Genomic DNA, 18,508 nt, shown 5'->3' with positions numbered 1-18,508 from the left:
GTAATGGGTAATGGGTAATGGGTAATGAGAAGACGTAGGGGCGGGTTTTGACCAAAAATTTTCACTTAAGGTTGTCAACCTATTTGCTAAACCCGCCCGTACAAAAGTCAAAATGAATGCTTTTGAAAGTTCAATTACCAACTACCAATTACCAATTACCAACTACTAAGTTATGTCTTTAATTATTGCTGGAGAACGCAGTGGGGTAGGCAAAACAACCGTGACGCTTGCCCTACTATCTTTTTTATGTCGGTGGCAAAAATTATCCGTCCAGTCTTTTAAGGTAGGACCAGATTATATCGACCCGATGTTTCACCAGTACGTCACCGGATCTTCCTGCCGCAACCTAGACCCCGTACTGACTTCCGAAACTTACGTCCAGCAATGTTTTATCCATCATACCCAACAGTCTGAGTATGCACTAGTAGAGGGAGTGATGGGACTGTTTGATGGAATTGGTAATATCAAAAGTCAAAAGTTAAAAGTCAAAAGTCAAAATTACCAACTACCAACTACCAACTACCAACTACCAATTAATTTTGCCAGTACCGCTCACATCGCCCGAATACTCAATCTACCTGTAGTACTGGTTATAGATTGCAGTCGCCTGTCTGGTTCGGTTGCGGCGATCGCCCACGGTTATCGTTCCTTCGATCCCCATGTAAAAATAGTCGGATTCGTACTGAATCGAGTTGGAAGCGATCGCCACTTACAATTATTACAAGATGCCCTTGTACCTCTAGACTTACCAATTCTCGGTGTTTTACGCCGCCACAATAATATTACTATTCCCGATCGCCATCTCGGTCTAGTCCCCACCGCCGAACTTCCCCAACTAGATTTCGTTATCGAGCAATTAGCAACCTTAGCCCAAACCTGTTTTGATTGGGACAAATTAATGCCTTTGATACAAGGGAGCAGGGAGCAGGGAGTAGGGAGCAGGGGGGACAAGGGAGACAAGGGGGACAAGGGGGACAAGGGGGACAAGGGGGACAAGGAAGAAGGATTTTACCAACTACCAATTCGCAATTACCAATTACCAAATCACCAATTCCGAATTCCGAATTCCGAATTCCGAATTCGACTCGCCATTGCGCGCGATCGCGCTTTTAATTTCTATTACCAAGACAATTTGGATTTATTGCAACAATTAGGGGCAGAACTTGTATTTTGGAGTCCCTTAACCGATCCTGAATTACCAAAAGATGTTTGTGGGATGTATTTTGGTGGTGGATTTCCTGAAGTTTTCGCCCAAGAATTAGCAGCAAATAGAGGAGCGATTGCTTCAGTAAAAACAACTATATTGACAGGAATGCCTACATATGCTGAGTGTGGGGGATTAATGTATTTATGCGATAAAATTATTGATTTTGATGGTAATTCTTGGACAATGGTAGGCGCTATTCCAACCGCTGCTACAATGGGTTCTCGCCTTACTCTAGGATATCGCCACTGCGTTGCGCTTCAAGATAGTCCCTTGTTACAAACGAACGATACAGTCTGGGGACATGAATTTCATCGTTCTGCTTCAGAATTACCAATCCAACCCCTATTTCAAACCCAAGGATTCAGCACTTCCCCAACTCCCGAAGGCTGGCGACTCCCCAACCTACACGCCTCTTACATCCACCTCCATTTTGGTACGCGCCCTGACATTCCCGCCCGGTTTTTACAACACTGTGGTTCTTGGAGAGATTCAAGGGTATTGAGTTAATTCCGAATTCCGAATTCCGAATTCCGAATTCCGCTATTCTCCTCAATCGCCCGACAACACTCATCAACCCCAGCCCGTTGCTGCATCATACCAACCAAAGCTTCATAAGCCGACCAATTTGTCTGCAATAAAGTCCGTGCTTGTAAAACCGCCCAGCGTTGCTTTTGCTCTACAGCATTAGCCGTATATCCTAAAGGGGTCAAAACCATTCCTAACTTCTGGCGATCGTCTGCCCCCCCTTCGGTGTTACTGTAAACTAAATCTTCTGCGGCTAAACCTGCCATCCAAACAGTACAATAGCGGTCTAGCATTTGAGCTGTCAGCATACCTCGATCTAACTGTGCTGCTAACTCTCGATCTTCAAAACTGACACCCCCTAACCCTGGTTGTTTCTGTTTCAAAGCCTCCCAAGCGCTAAGAGTATAACCAGTAATCGGGATATTTAATAAATGCGCTACTAGAAAATGTCCCGCTTCGTGACGAACAATGCGATCGCGGTGTTGGGGTGAAAAACTCGCCAGCCAGTCTAAAACTAAATTACCACCTTTACCTTGAAAACTGAAGCTATCTAGTGTTGCAATTGCCAAAATGCTGAAAGTAGCAAGCGCTGGAATTGTGGGGGAAAAATGCAACAAAGGACTTAGTAGCGTCGAAAGCGTCATCGCGAAGATGGAAATAGCAACTAAGTTTAGGGCAGTCTGGTTCATGCTTAAGATAAATATAACTACAGTTATTTCTCTTATTATCTCGCGAATGGAGATTGAAAAATGAACGGTAGCCTAACTGTACGTGCATTGAAGCTTGATGATGCCGAATTCGAGCAAGTCGTTCGAGCAAACCCAGAGTGGAATTTTGAACAAACAGCAGCAGGAGATTTAGTTATAGTGCCACCTACTGGAGGAACATCAGGAAAGAAAAATTTAAGTCTATCTAGGCAATTTGGCAATTGGGTGGAAGAGAACTTAGATAAAGGTGAAGGATTTGATTCTTCAACTCTGTTTATTTTACCTAATGGCGCTAAACGCTCACCCGATGCAAGTTGGGTACAGCGAGAACGCTGGGATGCTTTAACTCAACAGCAACAGGACGGTTATGTACCCCTGTGTCCAGATTTTGTAGTAGAGTTGCGGTCTCCTACCGATCGCCTTGAACAACTACAAGCCAAGATGCGAGAATATATGGATAATGGGGCGCGTTTGGGTTGGCTGATTAATCCTCAAGATCGTCAAGTAGAAATATATCGTCAAGGGCAACAAGTAGAAACTTTACAAAATCCTTTTACTTTGTCTGGCGAGGATGTATTGCCAGGTTTTACGCTCAATTTACGGCGAATTTTTACTTAGAGGACTTTAACATGAATCAGTCATTAAAGTTTCCCGATCCTGAAAAAGTCAAGCAAAGAGCTGCTAGGATGCGTGAAATCTGCTTAATGTTTGACGCTCAAATTATGTTACTTGACGAGCTAATTGCCCAAGTTAAGGCAGAAAATCGAAATAACCCAATCAATGTTTACCGTCGCGGGAAGGGAAATATTTTGTTAGAGGAGCTTTTACAAAAACAGATAGAAGAAAAGGATAGTAAATAAGAGCGATCGCATTCTTACTTTTAATAAGCACGCGATCGCATTTAGGATAGAATGAGGCGATCGCTATTTTAATATTGATTAAAATATAGTTTGACTTGCTGCTTTAATTCTTCCAGCTCTTGTTGATATTGAGTAATTGAAGTAATTTCCTCTTCTTGTTTTTCTAAAATTTTTATATACTCTGATTCCTTGCATTCTAAAGTTTTCGTACAATTCGATAACATGGGTATGAAAAAATTATCTACGATTGAAATACGATCTTTTAGAATTATTAGTATCTCTTGATGAATATCTTCAAGAACTTGAGGCGGATGTTCGCGTAACTCATTTATACCTACTTCAACAACTTTTTCTTTCATTTGTCTAACTATTTCATCAGCACTTCCAAAAAAATAGCCCACAAATAGTATACAAGTTATCCAACGCCATAAATCCCCATATCCACCTTTTTGACCGACATCAAACTTAAACTTTTCAAACTGACATGTATTATTTTTTATTTGTTGCTGTCTAAATTGCTCGTTATAAAGCTTATTTTTATCTATACTATTTAACTCAGAGAAGAATTTTTCTTCTATATTTTTTATGCCTTTTTCTACTAAAACTTGAATTTTTTCGTTTATCCATAAATTGATTACAATCTCTGAATCTTTGATGCATAAGTCAACATAGTCCTTAATAATTCCATGCTGATCCCAAACAACATCACGTCCACTATACCAATTTTTAGACTTTTCATTTAAAATTGCTTTCAATCCTAATAAATTAATCCAATGATGCCAGTCTACTCTCATATTTTCACTCAATTGAGATGCAGCTAGTTCTACTTTTTTAATCAGTGAATTTTCTATTCTCACAGAATGCCCGCTCAATACTCCAATTTCTTCTAATATGTCGTTTTTTGCTTTTTCAGTGTCTTCAATTGTAACGTTCCAGTTTGCAATGTATTTTTGAGAAACTTTGCTAATCGCTGTAATAGCATTCTGAATTTTTAAAGAACCACGCTCGTTCGCTAAAAAGTTTTCCAAAGCTTGAACAAATTTTTGAAAACTATACAAGTACTCATTTTGATTATTGTTACTCAGAGCTTTCAAAACAGATTTAGCAGAAATATAATGAACGCGATGTTCTCCGGCAAGCATAGGATTTTTACCATATGCAAATTCATTGACTACAGCTTGCACGTCTTGTAAGTCTTCTTCAGAATCTAAATTATCTATTTTATTAACTACTAAGAATATATTTGCTAGAGGTTTATCTTCTTTCCCTTCGTTAATTTGACGACGGATATCATCAATTAACTGACGTTCTGTTTGAGTTAAAGCTTGAGAAGCATCGGTGATAAAAATTAATGCATCGGCATCTTTTATGAGTTTACGTGTAATTTCGGCTCGTGCTGGATGTTCGTTCAAACCAGGAGAGTCTACAATTTCTACCCCGTTTTGACATAAATCAAAGTCGGGATGCTCAAAGATAATTTCTTCAATGTTAGGATGATAAAATTCATCAGAGTGATACTGACGCGCTGCATCTTTGGTAATAGTCGATAAAACTCGATATTGTTCGTAGGAAATTTCCTCTATACGCCCATCTTTATATTGACCAAGAATCCGCTGTTGTGTCCCATCTTTTAAAACTGTTAGCGTTCTGCTACACGCGATCGCTCTTATTGGTTGAATTTCTTTCTTGACTAATGCATTAATTAAAGTAGATTTTCCTTGACTAAAATCTCCTATAACTGCCACTCGAAAACGTTGCGATCGCAGTTTCTCAGATATGTCTTTTAGCTGATTTAGTAAAGAAGTATCTTTCTGATAGTATTGATTGCTTGGATTATAGATTATTTGTGCGAGGCGATCGCATAAACTATACAACCACTGACGATATTTCTGAAACATCTGAAATTTCTCGTAAGAAGTTGAAGAAGTGTTGTTATGTGTTCCGTATTCAGATGAAGTATTCATAAAGTTTCTAAGCAGGGGTAGCTAACTATTCTCTAATATGCTTGATACTCATCTTTAACGAGTACCGAGTAAATACGGTTATCTATATCCGAGAAAACTAGTTAGGCTCGTATAAATGAATTATTAATTAGCAAAAACAAAAATGATTCAAATCATAACTCCTATCCAATACATATTCTCATCACAGATTCAAGCTGGTATCGAAGCTGGTAAGTACGTGCAAGTATACAGATCTGGTAGCATACCATTAGGAATGGTGAGAAACTCTGCAACCGGACGCTTTGTTGCTCATGCTGTTGGTGCTGTTGTCAATAACAGTCCTTTATCACCACTAGTAAATGCTTCTGAATTTGCTATGGGTGCTGCACAAATGTACCAGATGCATCAAGGATTTTCGGCTGTGCAAGCTGGATTAAATACTCTACAAACTAGTGTAGGAGTATTGCAAGCAACTACTGCTGTAATTGGTGTTGGTGTAGCAGCAAATTTAGCAATATCAGCAGTCAACTTATACCAAACTTTGAAATTACGAGAAGATGTAAAACAACTAAGGCTAGAAGTTCGGGATGGTTTTATCGATTTGAAGCAGGTTTTAAAAAACCAGAGTGCTGAAATAATCCAACAAATTGAGCAGGTTGCTCAAAATGTAGAATATAGACATCATCGGACAATTTTAGTTCAAGCTTATGGGCGATTTGTCCAAGCACTGATCTGTATTAGAGACGCGCTAAAATTAGTCGATATAAATATGAGAAATGCAGATATTGTCAGCGCACGAGGAATGTTACTACAAGCCTTAGCAGATTACAATAATCCATTGCTATACGAACAGACTTGTCCAGTTGGACAGCTTCGTAGAAAGGAATGTGCTTGGGCGATCGATCAAGCAATTACAACAACATATCAGATTCAGGGTGCTTATGAAGTAGTTAGCGATCGCCTTGCCAATTTACAAAATCAAATCCGTCACGATACTGTAAATATAATTGATGCTTGTGAAACTGAGGACAAGCTTGATTTTATCTTCCCTGAAATCAAACGCCTGCACGACCACGATTTAGTAGTACTCAATTCTTGGCAACATCATGTAGACTGGAGGCGATCGCTTTCCCCAGAAGAGGAAAAATTATTATCAAGCGCAAATTTTAGCGATTCAGATACATATAATACAGAAAATAATCAAAAAATAGGCACTTCTCCACTGCCTCCAGAACAAAAAATCTACGAGGAACTGAAACAAAAATCTCATCCTCTATCTTTACGCGACCAGTTAAGATTTATGATGCAAACAGAATTGCGTCGAGAAGCAGAAACATATATTTCCCTGCAAGCACCGCTATCTGGATATAAAGCATTAGTACCAGCCAATTTACAACAAGCCTCCCATATGACTATTGCTAACCTCTACTGGTATTTCCAAGCTAGAGATGAATCGACAGCCACAGTAGAAGCATAACAAACCCACCTTTACGGAAATCGTACAGACAGAGCGATCGCCATCCTACTAAAATGCGATCGCAAGTTTATGTCTGCAAATATCTACCCAATGACAGATGACAAAATGCGATCGCAAGTTTATGTCTGCAAATATCTACCCAATGACAGATGACAAACTATCTAATCTGCGTTAGAAATACGCTTGTCGTATACACTAAAGTCACAAAACCGTCATCGTTACGATTTTTAGCATACAACTGCCGTAAATCTGCAATCAATCGCTCGTAGGCTGTACCAGCGCGGGGGATGTACGATGTACTCATTGCCCGACCGACTACCCCATCAAAATCGAGTCGCTGTTGATAGGCAAATCTATACTGCTGGACATCAGCAAACAAGCTACTCCTGAGTAAAGGCTCAATCGCCATCCGCCGCTGTTCGGCAGGATGATAGCCAGAAGCAACTTTAATCAGATGAGTATACTCTGCTGTAAACTTGTCATGGCGATCGCGTTCGTTCCACACTACAGCCAATCTTCCTTCTTCTGTTAAGATCCGGCGAAACTCTAGCAGCGTCGGTTCTGGATCGAACCAATGGAAAGACTGAAAGCACGTTACCAAATCTACAGCAGCATCAGCTAAACCTGTTGTTTCAGCAGTCCCGTCTCGAAATTCTACTAAAGCATGGGGTGCAGCTGCTTGCCTCATTGGTGCATTTGGTTCGATTGCTATGACTCGCACTCCCTTTTCTGCTAGCAATCGCGCTGCAATTCCCGTTCCCGCACCTATATCTGCGGCAATTAGTTGTGATGGCGATAATCCCGCTAAGACTCGCTCGATTGCCGCTTGAGGATAACTCGGACGATATTTTACATAATCCCCCACGCGATCGGAAAATCGATCGACTGGATTCATCGCATACAAAGGTGTTGCATCTAAATTAGATGTATTTTGCTCAGACATAGGTTGGGAAACATAAGGGGCAAGAAACTATTGACATCTAGCTACTTCATTACCTGTAATGCCAATTGTAGAGTGCAGGCGCAGTTGAGTTCGCGGCAGAATAATTCAAAATATTTTGACCGAAGTATATTGATTTGCAAATTTATCTATATTTTATTGTTTCAAAATCGCACATGTTCTTGAAAAGTTAAAAAATATTACCATGAGGTCATTAATTCTAATCATCGATCTGTAAAACTGAAAAAATAATAAGTTTTTCTTAATGCAATCGTTTGCTACGTAGCGAATGTAACGATTCTGCTTGCCCTGTCAATCGTGGGGATTAGTCTATACTTGAAGTAAGCAGCGGTACAACTCTAGATTCTAAATTGGAAATTTGGAGCTTCTCGTTCACGGACATAGAGATTCTACAGGCAATTTTCTCAATCTCATTGACTCTTTTAGATGTTGAGCGATAGAGCGAGAGCGCGAGCGGCAAGATAAGTATTTCAACGTTGATTTGCTCTTGTCTTGTGTTACTTCATACATTTTTGCATGTCAAGATTATCTGTTTTTAGTTGGTGATACTTCATACACTCTTAAATGCTGATATGACTTGCTTTCAGCTTGTGATACTTCATACATTCTCGAACGCCAATATAAGACAGTTATCTCATCCTTGATACGGATGTCTGCATCATTTTCTTACATTAAGCTGAGAATTCGTAAGTAATAATTGGTAAATACCACTAGCGAGAGGTTATGCAAAGACGGAAACGCCGAAAAAGCTCCTGCCCATTACCTGAGAAATGACCGCTGGGTAAGCAATCGCCAAGAATCTGTGGTTGTATGAAAAAATTTGTAAACTTGTATATGGAGATACATTATAAATTTTCTCAGTATAGGTATGCTAATAAAGTGCAGAAATAATCCATAAAATATAGATATATTGTCTCTGCAAGCGAGCTTAAAAGCCGAAATCGATAGATAAACTCTACTCCAAAGCGAGCGTGCTGTGATTTTCTAAACCAGACAATATAGAGGAATATTAATAGTTGAGCCAGGAGAGGTTATACATCTTTCTAAAAGCTAACAGTACCTAAATGTAGCGATCGCTCCGAACAACTGAAGAGGAATCAAGAGCGCGATCGCAACAGTGCAGTTAAATTTATCTTCAAAAATAGAACTTGAAAAAAATTGAAAAAAGCATTTGACAAATACCAATAAATTCTGTTATTTTTTTAGTATTGAAAAGCCAGCAAATATTTAATGAATTTTCTGAGTATTTATGGCTTGAATTTACAATAGAAATTAATTAGGAATATGCAAGAGGTATTCAGCGCATGTGGCGCTGTAGGTTGTAAGAGAAGACACCGAGGAGTGCACTTTTACAACTTCCATAAAAAGAGTATGCGTACTCTTTAGGTGGACGAATTATTATCGATAATTTATTATCGATAACTTGTAAGTCTGCCAGGAGTTTAATTATTTTTGAATGAGAATAAACTTGAGGCTGTTAGGAGTGAAAGCTAATCAACTCTAACAGCTTTTTTTATGGGTAAATCTCGCTTATAAATAAGCGAGAAACTCGCTCATTCTAGTTTTCGTAAATTTGTTGTTCTTAATTGGTAAGAAAACCAAAAAAAGAGTTAAAAAGGAAGTAGTAAATTTTATGAGTCAACCTGTAGTGATGGTTATCGATCCAAAACCCGAACTTATAGGAGAGATTAAGAAAGATTTGCAGCGTTCTCATCAAAAACTGAGAATATTATATGCGAATTCTCCATTAGAAACATTAAAAAAATTGAAAGATTCGCAGTCGTCTAGCGATACGCTAACTCTATTAATCGTAGAACAAAAAACCTTTCAAATAGTCGCTGCCGATCTTCTACAATTAGTCAGAGAAATGTTTCCAAAGGTGCAACGCTTGACGCTCAAAGTCCACGATAGCGACGATTTACCGAGTTGCATTCCCATTCCCACAGCTTTTGTAGTGAGTACCAATGAGGTAGAGACTGCGCTGCCAGATTTACAGCTAATGGCGCACGCGAGTTGATTCACCAACTTACCTCCGAGCGTCATCAGATTTTGTGGTTGAAATTCGGTAAATTTTAGATTGATTCCAGCAAAGTTATATTGGAGCAAGATTCTAGTTAAGCATGAGTTTTGAGTGACAGAAAAGATGTTCTGGCGGATGGTATTTTTGTAGTGATTCAAAGGGATTTCCAATGCCTGGAAAACGTAGCAGCCGCAAACAAATACAGCATTTTTGCTGTCCTTACTGCGATCGCCGTTTATGGCGAGCAGGTAGCACAAAACACTTTTTGTTCTATACAGAAGCAGCTCAAATCCGACAATATGTAAATGTGTCTCACAAAAGCGCCGCTTTGCTTGCTAGTCAAGGTGCTTATGTCGATCGCAATTCCTGGATTGAAGAATTTTTTTGCGGCGAACATGGTAAGCTGTGGCTGAAACTCAACCGTAATCCAGCAGGTCAATTAACTTCGCAAATAGCTACAAGTAAAGATTGGCAGCAATCAACTCAAACGATTAATCCAGAAGTGCCAAACCCTTCAGTGAGTGAATATAGTTATCGCATGAGTCGAGCGCCAAGTGGTAGGCTCTCCTATTGCAGGAGATAAATCGCTGCCATCTATCAACGCCTGCCTCCATTCTTGTTCGACTTTAGGGATGCATCGCGATCGCTACTATAGGCTTGATAGGCTTGGTAAAACCATTCAAAAAATTCGTTTAACTCTTGCTGTTGAATTTTAACCTGACCCGCATCTGAGGTCTGCACGAATTCTTCTAGCAAAGCTTTAGTTGCGTGCAAGCAAAGGTGGCTGGCATCCCGTAACTGCCGAAAATCAATTTTCTGCGAGTCTGACGCTGGCAAGTCACGAGCAGCAGAATTAATATAATTCAGATGTACGTCCAGCAAACTAGCCGGCGTAATTTTTTGTGCTATGCGCTGTGCTGGATTGCTGAGAAAATTCAATCCTAATAATCTAGCACGCTTAGCAGTTGTATTGGCTGTCTCCATACCCCACGTATCTGCCGCTAAGTTTGTCAGCGTTCGATCGGTTGCTGGCTGTTTTTGTTCGGAAATAAAAGCTTTCAGGCGATCGCGCAACACGAGCAGATCTAAATTCTGGGGGAGGTGCACTAATTGCGTTTCGACTTCTTGCAGCAGCAGGCGAGCCTGGTAGACAGAGGCAGCAATATAATCGGTAAAAGTTTCTCGCTCGGCAGTTTCTAATAAATAAGTCAGCGTCACTGCCGTGTCCCATAACTCTTCTACCAGAAATTGACTGCCAGCGTCATCGTAATGAATTTCTAGTAAAACGTAAGAGTTGTAAGTGCGAATCAGCTTAGAAAACAAACCGACTATAGCTATAGTGTAAGGTTCGCTCTCTGAACTGACAACTAATGCAATTGCAGACTGAATTTCTTGCAGGTAGCTATGTAAAGTGCGAGCGGCATGGAGAAAAGCATGACTGAAGGCAGGCTCCGTCTTATCGAGTAAGTGGACGAGTGGTAAAGTAATTCTCTTATCTAGCTTATGGGGTAAGTTTTGCTGCATCTATCCTCTGTCCGCAAAAATAGCTCTTTACCTTCTAGCGATACGCACTTTCCTATTGATAAATTGACAATTCAAGTCCGTAAATCCTAAACTAAGCGCTGCGTATCTGTCAATCAAAACTTTGAGACTGGCATGGAATTCACTCATTCAAAGAAGAGTTTTCACCTCACCTTCGGTTGAGAGGCTGTCCTCCCAGTGCATCGCTCGATACTAGATCGAGAATATTTTCTAACCTCATCCCTATGAATCTGAAAGAGTGCTAGCCTCTGATGATAACACGCTCAGTGCTAGCTTATATCCTGCTACTCCTTTGAAAATTTGATTCAAATCGTGCATTAGCGACAATTTTTGCTAAAAACTTCGTTCTCAAAAATACTGCCTTATTCAGTATTTTTGAACGAATCCCAAACAGAAATTGCAGTTCATTCAATATTGCTCTTGACCACGTTACAAGATAGCACTTATATATAAATCTTTCTTCAGTGATAAGCATTTAGTTATAAGTACTATTATGGGTTTACTTCAATATGGCTATATTTTGTTGGTATTACAAATCGCGATCGCTAATAGCGGGCGATCGCATGACAGTGAGTAGTTGATTATTCAACCTGACATTTAAATGTTTGGATGCAGACTGGCAAGAGTACGAACTTTCACAGGGTAAATCTACAATTTTTATCCACCACCTTTTACCCATATGGCAGCTTGTGTCTACAAAAAAGAAACAATGGATTACCTTTAAAGTTTCGGAGTTAGAAATGCAAGCCCTCGAAGCTTATTGTCAACAAACTCAACGCACAAAAACAGATGTTTTGAGAGATTTAATTCGAGGTTTACCAACCTATACTAACTCGCGTTCCGCAACCAGAGGCTTTAATCTCAACCAACCTCCCCACCCTGAAGAAGACCCCAATTTCTAAATTCAAATCTTAGGAAAACTATCATCAAGATTTTGCTCGGTTGCCAGGGCAAAATTTCTGTTTTTAGGGGATTTTTGTGGTTAACCCTCATAGTGTTCAGGGTTATTATTGCTTTCAGCAAAGGAATTGAAGCTACCACTTAACTTTACCGTGACCAATGAAACCTATTTCTATTGAACAGCTCATATTGACTCAAAATCAACAATATACTCGCCAGAAACAATGGATTACCTTCAAAGTTTCTGAACTAGAAATGCAAGCCCTTGAAACTTACTGCCAGCAGGCTCAAAGAAGTAAAACAAACGTACTGCGAGAAACAATTAGGCAATTACCAACCTACAGCAGTTTTTCGACAAATTCATAGCTAATTGCTATCAGTTCTAGTTCAAATTTTAGTCAAGGGTGTGTTGAGACATATTGTTGAGACATATTTGTAACTTGAAAAACATCTGTTGAGATTAAAACAGAAGATATCAGAGTACAGGTAGGCTTGGGACAAGAGTGTAATTAATCTCACCCGACAAATTTGCTCTTCAACTTTATTAGTTGACCTATTTACTTCTTTGCAAGTTATTAAGTCAAACCTCGGTTGCAACAAGAGAAACTCTAGTCTTAGGCAAATAATTGTCAGCTATTGTCAAGCATTGATACTTTTGTTACTTCCACTACCAAACTAGAACGAGATTCAAGTATGAAACAGATATTCAGTATTGCCCGCAAGCACTGGTTGCCACTGCTTGGATTTAACACTGCCGTGCTTGCTGCCACAATTTATGCAGCGTTCTATGCCAGCACGAGCATTCCTCCAGTCTGGACAGCTAATGCCAAGTTAAATCTTCCCCAAACAGGCGGTTTAAGTGCGAATCTCGGTCCTTTAGGTAGCACTCAAACCACAGCGCTCAACTTTAAAGATGTCAGCCCTTTGGACGTGCAGTTAGCTATTTTAACTAGCGATGCCGTGATGAAGCGCGTGCAGGCAGTTGACCCCGAAAAAAGCTTGTACTCGAAGGTGAGTAGCTTCAGCCAGTTATTTGTCGTCACCCCACAGCCAGCAACAACGCTGATAGAAGTGGAAGCTCAGGGTAGTCGCCCCGATATAGCTTACAAGCGATTGTTTACCTTTCTTGAGGTCTATCAACAACGCCTGAACGAACTGCGTCGCAAAGATGCAGAAGTCCGCGTGCAGTATACCCAAGAAGAGCTGGAACAAGCTCGCCTCAATCTCAACCAAGCGCAAGCGAATTTATCGAATTTTCAGCGCTCCACCGGACTAGTCAACAGTCCCGAACAATCCGGGGGGTTGATTTCAGCAATTAACAATCTCAAAACGACGCAGGCAACGCTGATTGCCCAGGGACAAGCCAATGCCACGCAAGCTCAAGCTGCGGCAGTCAGTCTCGGGATTACGCCCCAACAAGCAATGAATTCTCTGCGTTTGGGCGAGAACAAAGAGTATCAAGCCACCCGCACTCAACTCTCGCAATTAGAGTCAACTATGGCAGTCACCCGCAGTAAGTATAGAGATGATAGCCCGCAGGTGCAATCTTTATTACAGCAGCGCCAACAGTTACTCCGCCAACTCAATCAGCAAATTGCCGTGGCAATTCCTGGTGCTAACGCCGCGCAAATAGATACAACTCTGGGTAATGGACCTAACGATAGCCGCCTAGAACTGATGGTAGAGTTAATCCGAAATCAGACCCTAGCTCAGGGAACGCAGCAACAAGCGAAGCAAATCCAAAAGCAAATCGACAAACTCAATACCGAACTCAGCTTCATCACGAAAAATCAAGCACAGTTGTTAGACCTCCAGCGCAAATACGAGATTGCCGAAGGCGTATACAAAGGCATTATTGCTCAAAGCGAGCAGTCAAAGACCAATCCTTTTAACGCCTATCCAAACGTGCAGACGCTAAACGAACCAACCATCGACCCCAGACCATCCATACCTAACTTAAGGCTGATTACCACTGGCGGTATACTCGCTGCTATTTTCGGCAGCATGGCTCTAATTTTCTTCCTAGAAAATCGCAACCCATTGCTCAAACCAAAAGATTTACAGCAAGTGGAACTCCCAGTTTTGGGTAGCATTCCCCATCTCAAACAACCCAGCATGGAACGAAATTTAGCAGCCGAAATCGATATCGAGTTTCAGCGCTTGGCTTCATCTATCTTGATGCTGGAACACCCGTGTTTGATGGTGACTAGCGCCACTGCTGGCGAGGGTAAGACCACGGTGACTCTGGGGCTGGCTCTAGCCTTAGTGAACTTCGGCTTTCGGGTGTTGGTAATCGATGGCGATCTGCGCAAGGCAGAAATGAGTCGGCGCTTAGGGAAAAATCGGATCAAGAGCGCAGCAAATGCTAGTCCTCCAATGCCAGTTTCCGTTTCCCCAGGTTTTGACTTGCTACCAGCGTTATCTATCCCCAAGCAGAAAATTCCTGAATTCTTTGCCCGTGGTAGTTTTGAGCGCAATATCAAAGCCCTGCGCGAGTCCGGTGGCTACGATTACGTATTAGTAGACAGCCCTCCAGTCGGGCTAGCCAGCGAGACGAATTTAATGAGCGCAGTGGTATGCAACGTCTTGTTTGTTTTGCGTTCTGGCACGAGCGATCGCTATCCCGTGATGAATAGCTTGGAACAACTGACGCGGTATAACGCGCGGATTATGGGTCTGGTAGTCAACGGATCGGACTCCCATACCTCAGTTTACCGCTACGGGTACGGACGACAACGAGAATTACTAGAACACGAAGCTTAGGTGTTGCGGAGATCATGACTCAGCTGTACAGACCTAAATCCACGATCGCGACAACGGTATCAGCATCAGATCGCCAGCTGTTTTTCTGGGGCTGGATGCGCTGGGAAGCTTTAACAGCAGGAGAACGTTTTGTCTGTGCCTTTATCATTCTCATACCAGTGCTGTGGGTAGTAGGCATTTACAAGTACATGACATCTCTCCTGATCGTATGCATTGCTGTTTATGAATGGTGGAAGCATGGAGAAATACGTCTCAAGCCCCCGATTACGGCAGTCGTTGCCGTGTTTATCTTCTGCATCTATCGAATAGCCCAAATGCTGATCAATTTTGATGCTCCCAACAAAGGCAGCATATCTGGTCTCCTGATTACATGGTTTAGCTACGCATTGCTGCTGTGGTACATTCAAAGCAATAACGTGAGATTGCGCTTAGAACCGATCGCCTGGGCTTGTACGGTCAGCATAGTGCAAATGCTTGGGTTTTGGTTGTTGCTGCAATATGTCTTGCCAATCAGCCTTTTCCAGCCTCCTAGCATACCTAACTTGTTTGGATTGGTTACGGGTAAAGCAGCAGGAGAAAACCTCTTAGCTCCCTATCAGGGCGATATATCGGGGTACTACCGTCCGAGCTTATTTTTTGTCTCCGCACAACTTTTTGCTTTGATTGTAGGATGTATTGGCTTAATTGCCTTGGAAATCAAAAATCGGATTTGGTCGCTGCTGTTACTTTTAGGCAGTGTTTTCCTCATCGTTATCAGTCTGAGTCGGGGTATATGGATAGCTTTTCCGATCGCTATTTGGTTTCGCTACCTCTTTAGCGCCTACAGTCAACCTCGAAATCGTCTCATCTTGTTTGCAGTGATGGCTATAGCCAGTTTCACTATATTATCAATTGCGCCATTCACGCACTTTTTAGTCAGTAGCTATACAGACATCACCGCCCACGTTTCTCAGTTTCGGGCAGCATCCACTGAATGGCGTGCCGAGATTTACAGACAGACTTGGGAGGCATTTCTAGAAGAGCCGATCTGGGGTCAAATCGGCAAGGGGCAACCCGTCAGTATGGCTGGCGGCGAGGCAAACGTCGTCGGCTCCCACAGCGTCATTTTAGGTAACCTGTTGTATGGCAACGGCTTAGTCGGTACGGGAATTTTTGCAGTTTTCTGGATATCTTTGTTTGCGTGGTTGTACAAGACCCGCTCGGGAAGACCTCTAACAGTTTTTTGCGTGATGATCATGTTTACCCTTGCCGCTGCTACGTTAGGAGCAATGTGGTTTTCACCTTTTCCAGCGCTGGCTCTGTTGCTATGCATTGCCATCCGGCAACCTAAACTCAAACCTGCTGGAGAGGTGCGATCGTGGCTAAGCTCTTAGTTCTACCAGGATGTCAAAACACCTTAGGGGGTACGACAGTTTCCCTATCTTTAATGCTCAAGGGATTTGAACAATGTGGCATCTCCGAGCAGTTGTGTGTCCTGGTCAAATCTAACTCGTTGATGGAGCGGTATTTGCGGCAAGTCGGTCAAGCATCTTATCTGCAAATCATTCAAGAACGGGAGTTTATGAAGCACGCGCTGCATTGGGTGAGCCAGCAACCCAAAGATTATCCCCTGTTACTGGAAAACTGTGTCGTGCGGAAGATTTTGCCAAGCTTGATCCTGGCTGCACCCGCATTGCGTTTGAGCGGTCGTCCGGTTTACCATGTCTTCCGCGACCAAACCCGATCGCCTAAATTACTGGGTAACTTGGCTAGAAAGTTAGCTTTTGCCTGCCTCTCTCCCCGCGCCATCTGTAATTCACACTTCACGGCGGCGCACGTTAAGAGTTTAGTGTCCGAGATTCAGGAAATCCTCTATCCGCCAATCGATCCACAGCGGTTTAACGATAGCCCCGCGACTAGCTCGCCGCCAGCAAATTTACAGCCTATCCTCAATTCAGGAGCGCGGCTGATGCTGACACCTTCGCGAATTACCGCACCCGAGCAGGTGAACGACAAAAATCTGCGATCGCTACCTCTGGTCTTGGCTCAGCTCAAAACTCTCGGTCACAACTACCACGGAGTTGTCATTGGCGAGGATGCATCCCCAGGTCAGTCGCTGACCCGCGCTCTGCTCGATCGCGCCGAAAGCTTAGGAGTGGCAGACCGCTTCACGGTTTTACCAGCTACATTTGCGATCGAGGACTACTACAAGTATGCCGATGTCGTCGTCACGCTTGCGCCGCGAGAGCCTTTTGGTCGCACGGTGGTAGAGGCGATCGCCTGTGGCGTACCAGTCGTGGGTAGCAATACTGGTGGCATCGGCGAAATTTTACAGAACTTCGCGCCCGAATGGGCTGTCGATCCTAACGATCCTGTCGCTGCGGCTGAGGCGATCGTGCGCCTGACTGCCGACCTCAATACTCCAACTACGCTCGTTCAGGGCAGGCGTTGGGTGGAAACTTACTGTAGTGCGGTGGGATACGCCCGCGCGATCGCCAGAATTACGGGTTTAGTCCCCTTAAATGCAAGCGATCGCTTGCGCTCCGGCGATGACAATTGTTTTTTAGCCCCAACCTCTGGGATATGATAACCGATCTGCAACGGCACGAGCGTTCTAGCCAGATGGAAACATCTCCGCTCGTCAGTGTCATCATCAATAACTACAACTACGGACGTTTTGTTGCTAAAGCAATTGATAGCGTTTTGGAGCAAACATACAAAAATGTTGAATTAATCGTCGTTGATGATGGTTCTACGGATAATTCGCGGCAAGTTATTGAGTCCTATGGCGATCGCCTCATCGCGATTTTTCAGGAAAATTCCGGGCAAGGAACGGCATTGAATGCCGGAATTGCCAGAGCTAAAGGCGAAATTATTTGTTTTCTAGATGCTGATGACTTCTTTCACCCCGAAAAGATAACAAGAGTCGTCGCCACTTTTGCCGAGCATCCTGAATGGGTGCAGCTCGGTCACTGCTGGACTTCTGTAGATGCTGAGGGAGTCCCAATTGGCAGCAGCACTTCTAGTATTCTCAACCAAGGAGATGTCCGCAATTTATTATTGCAATGGGGAAGATACGCCACGGCAATTACGTCTGCCCTAGCCTATCGCCGTACGGTTCTCCAGCAAGTCCTGCCGATTCCGACACAACGAACTGAAGCAGCAGATACTTATTTGACAGCAACCGTTCCCTTTTATGGCGAAGTGGGTAGTATTAACGAACCACTCATGTTCTATCGCATTCACGGCAAAAATCGACAAGCCCACAGCGGTAACTGGTCGCGGATGCTGCATCAGCGCGAGTTAACTGCTGCCTATGTCGATCGCGCAGCTGCCACAGTCGGACTCGTCGAGCGCTCCAATCTCCAGCGGGATGTAGACTATCGCAGTTTCAAAGCTATCGAGCGAGGTAAAGGCAGTTGGATCGGAGCATTGCAAGTCGCGTGGTTGTCCTGGCAAGAAAGTCAGGCAATCGGGCGGAGTATGAAGGATACCCTCGTCAGGTTAGTGTTTCGTAGTACCTGCACTCTATTTCCACAGCAGGGTATCTTGCTGCTGCGATATGGGTTGCGCGGTTACGTGCGTTGGAAATTCTTGGGTCAAGCACCAAAAACATAAAGCAAA

Annotated in this window: 17 protein-coding genes; 12 read left to right on the top strand and 5 right to left on the bottom strand. The window is 42.7% G+C overall.

All coding sequences use genetic code 11. The annotated features are described in order from the left end of the window. Nucleotides 1–172: 172 nt before the first annotated feature. Nucleotides 173–1,714, top strand: a complete 1,542-nt coding sequence (locus CHRO_RS03735) for a cobyrinic acid a,c-diamide synthase CobB (RefSeq protein ID WP_015152850.1) — start codon at nucleotides 173–175, stop codon at nucleotides 1,712–1,714. Here the strand turns inward: CHRO_RS03735 and CHRO_RS03730 are convergent. Continuing rightward, nucleotides 1,711–2,421: a hypothetical protein gene (locus CHRO_RS03730; RefSeq protein ID WP_015152849.1), complete on the bottom strand. Its 711-nt coding sequence runs from the start codon at nucleotides 2,419–2,421 to the stop codon at nucleotides 1,711–1,713. The two genes, CHRO_RS03735 and CHRO_RS03730, sit on opposite strands and share 4 nt — an antisense overlap. Nucleotides 2,422–2,481: 60 nt before the next feature. Between CHRO_RS03730 and CHRO_RS03725 the strand changes: the two genes are divergently transcribed. Further along, nucleotides 2,482–3,057 carry a Uma2 family endonuclease gene (locus tag CHRO_RS03725; protein WP_015152848.1) on the top strand — a complete coding sequence of 192 codons (576 nt, stop codon included), beginning with the start codon at nucleotides 2,482–2,484 and terminating at the stop codon, nucleotides 3,055–3,057. Nucleotides 3,058–3,068: 11 nt separating this feature from the next. Beyond that, on the top strand, nucleotides 3,069–3,299 hold the full coding sequence (locus CHRO_RS03720) for a hypothetical protein (RefSeq protein WP_015152847.1): 231 nt from the start codon (nucleotides 3,069–3,071) through the stop codon (nucleotides 3,297–3,299). A 68-nt stretch (nucleotides 3,300–3,367) separates the two neighbouring features. Here CHRO_RS03720 and CHRO_RS03715 read toward each other — a convergent pair whose 3' ends face one another. Further along, complete coding sequence (locus CHRO_RS03715; RefSeq protein ID WP_015152846.1) at nucleotides 3,368–5,263, bottom strand: dynamin family protein; 1,896 nt, start codon at nucleotides 5,261–5,263, stop codon at nucleotides 3,368–3,370. 142 nt (nucleotides 5,264–5,405) lie between these two features. Here CHRO_RS03715 and CHRO_RS03710 point away from each other — a divergent pair, with 142 nt between their 5' ends. Continuing rightward, nucleotides 5,406–6,719, top strand: coding sequence for a hypothetical protein (locus tag CHRO_RS03710; RefSeq protein WP_015152845.1), 1,314 nt, complete (start codon nucleotides 5,406–5,408; stop codon nucleotides 6,717–6,719). A gap of 157 nt (nucleotides 6,720–6,876) precedes the next feature. Here CHRO_RS03710 and CHRO_RS03705 read toward each other — a convergent pair whose 3' ends face one another. Beyond that, nucleotides 6,877–7,662, bottom strand: coding sequence for a class I SAM-dependent methyltransferase (locus tag CHRO_RS03705; RefSeq protein ID WP_015152844.1), 786 nt, complete (start codon nucleotides 7,660–7,662; stop codon nucleotides 6,877–6,879). Between the two features lie 1,651 nt (nucleotides 7,663–9,313). Between CHRO_RS03705 and CHRO_RS03700 the strand changes: the two genes are divergently transcribed. Further along, complete coding sequence (locus CHRO_RS03700; RefSeq protein ID WP_015152843.1) at nucleotides 9,314–9,697, top strand: response regulator; 384 nt, start codon at nucleotides 9,314–9,316, stop codon at nucleotides 9,695–9,697. Nucleotides 9,698–9,869: 172 nt separating this feature from the next. Further along, nucleotides 9,870–10,283 carry a hypothetical protein gene (locus CHRO_RS03695; RefSeq protein ID WP_015152842.1) on the top strand — a complete coding sequence of 138 codons (414 nt, stop codon included), beginning with the start codon at nucleotides 9,870–9,872 and terminating at the stop codon, nucleotides 10,281–10,283. A 14-nt stretch (nucleotides 10,284–10,297) separates the two neighbouring features. Here the strand turns inward: CHRO_RS03695 and CHRO_RS03690 are convergent, their stop codons facing one another. Both CHRO_RS03690 and CHRO_RS31580 read right to left on the bottom strand, forming a co-directional pair. Further along, the gene (locus CHRO_RS03690; RefSeq protein WP_015152841.1) at nucleotides 10,298–11,224 is read right to left on the bottom strand and encodes a hypothetical protein; all 927 of its coding nucleotides are present in this window, start codon (nucleotides 11,222–11,224) and stop codon (nucleotides 10,298–10,300) included. Between the two features lie 547 nt (nucleotides 11,225–11,771). Then, a complete protein-coding gene (locus CHRO_RS31580) occupies nucleotides 11,772–11,921 on the bottom strand; it encodes a hypothetical protein (protein WP_181245406.1) in 150 nt (49 codons plus the stop codon). Nucleotides 11,922–11,931: 10 nt separating this feature from the next. On the opposite strand from CHRO_RS31580, the gene CHRO_RS03680 reads away from it, so the two are divergent. The 6 genes from CHRO_RS03680 to CHRO_RS03655 all read left to right on the top strand — a co-directional run bounded on the left by CHRO_RS03680 (nucleotide 11,932) and on the right by CHRO_RS03655 (nucleotide 18,502). Beyond that, nucleotides 11,932–12,144, top strand: coding sequence for a molybdenum-pterin-binding domain-containing protein (locus tag CHRO_RS03680; protein WP_015152840.1), 213 nt, complete (start codon nucleotides 11,932–11,934; stop codon nucleotides 12,142–12,144). 157 nt (nucleotides 12,145–12,301) lie between these two features. Then, complete coding sequence (locus tag CHRO_RS03675; RefSeq protein WP_015152839.1) at nucleotides 12,302–12,508, top strand: hypothetical protein; 207 nt, start codon at nucleotides 12,302–12,304, stop codon at nucleotides 12,506–12,508. 327 nt (nucleotides 12,509–12,835) lie between these two features. After that, nucleotides 12,836–14,905, top strand: coding sequence for a GumC family protein (locus tag CHRO_RS03670; protein ID WP_015152838.1), 2,070 nt, complete (start codon nucleotides 12,836–12,838; stop codon nucleotides 14,903–14,905). 14 nt (nucleotides 14,906–14,919) lie between these two features. Beyond that, nucleotides 14,920–16,278 (top strand): O-antigen ligase family protein, encoded by a 1,359-nt coding sequence (locus CHRO_RS03665; RefSeq protein WP_015152837.1) that lies wholly within the window; start codon nucleotides 14,920–14,922, stop codon nucleotides 16,276–16,278. Next, nucleotides 16,263–17,471 (top strand): glycosyltransferase family 4 protein, encoded by a 1,209-nt coding sequence (locus CHRO_RS03660; protein ID WP_015152836.1) that lies wholly within the window; start codon nucleotides 16,263–16,265, stop codon nucleotides 17,469–17,471. Before CHRO_RS03665 ends, CHRO_RS03660 begins: the two co-directional genes overlap by 16 nt. Then, nucleotides 17,468–18,502 carry a glycosyltransferase family 2 protein gene (locus CHRO_RS03655; RefSeq protein WP_015152835.1) on the top strand — a complete coding sequence of 345 codons (1,035 nt, stop codon included), beginning with the start codon at nucleotides 17,468–17,470 and terminating at the stop codon, nucleotides 18,500–18,502. The genes CHRO_RS03660 and CHRO_RS03655 overlap by 4 nt, the downstream gene beginning before the upstream one ends. The last annotated feature ends 6 nt before the right edge of the window (nucleotides 18,503–18,508 follow it).

Origin of the sequence: Chroococcidiopsis thermalis PCC 7203, assembly GCF_000317125.1 — a bacterium.
Taxonomy (GTDB): domain Bacteria; phylum Cyanobacteriota; class Cyanobacteriia; order Cyanobacteriales; family Chroococcidiopsidaceae; genus Chroococcidiopsis; species Chroococcidiopsis thermalis.
Note: the sequence above shows the minus strand (reverse complement) of the source record. Positions and strands in the feature narration are given on the sequence as shown.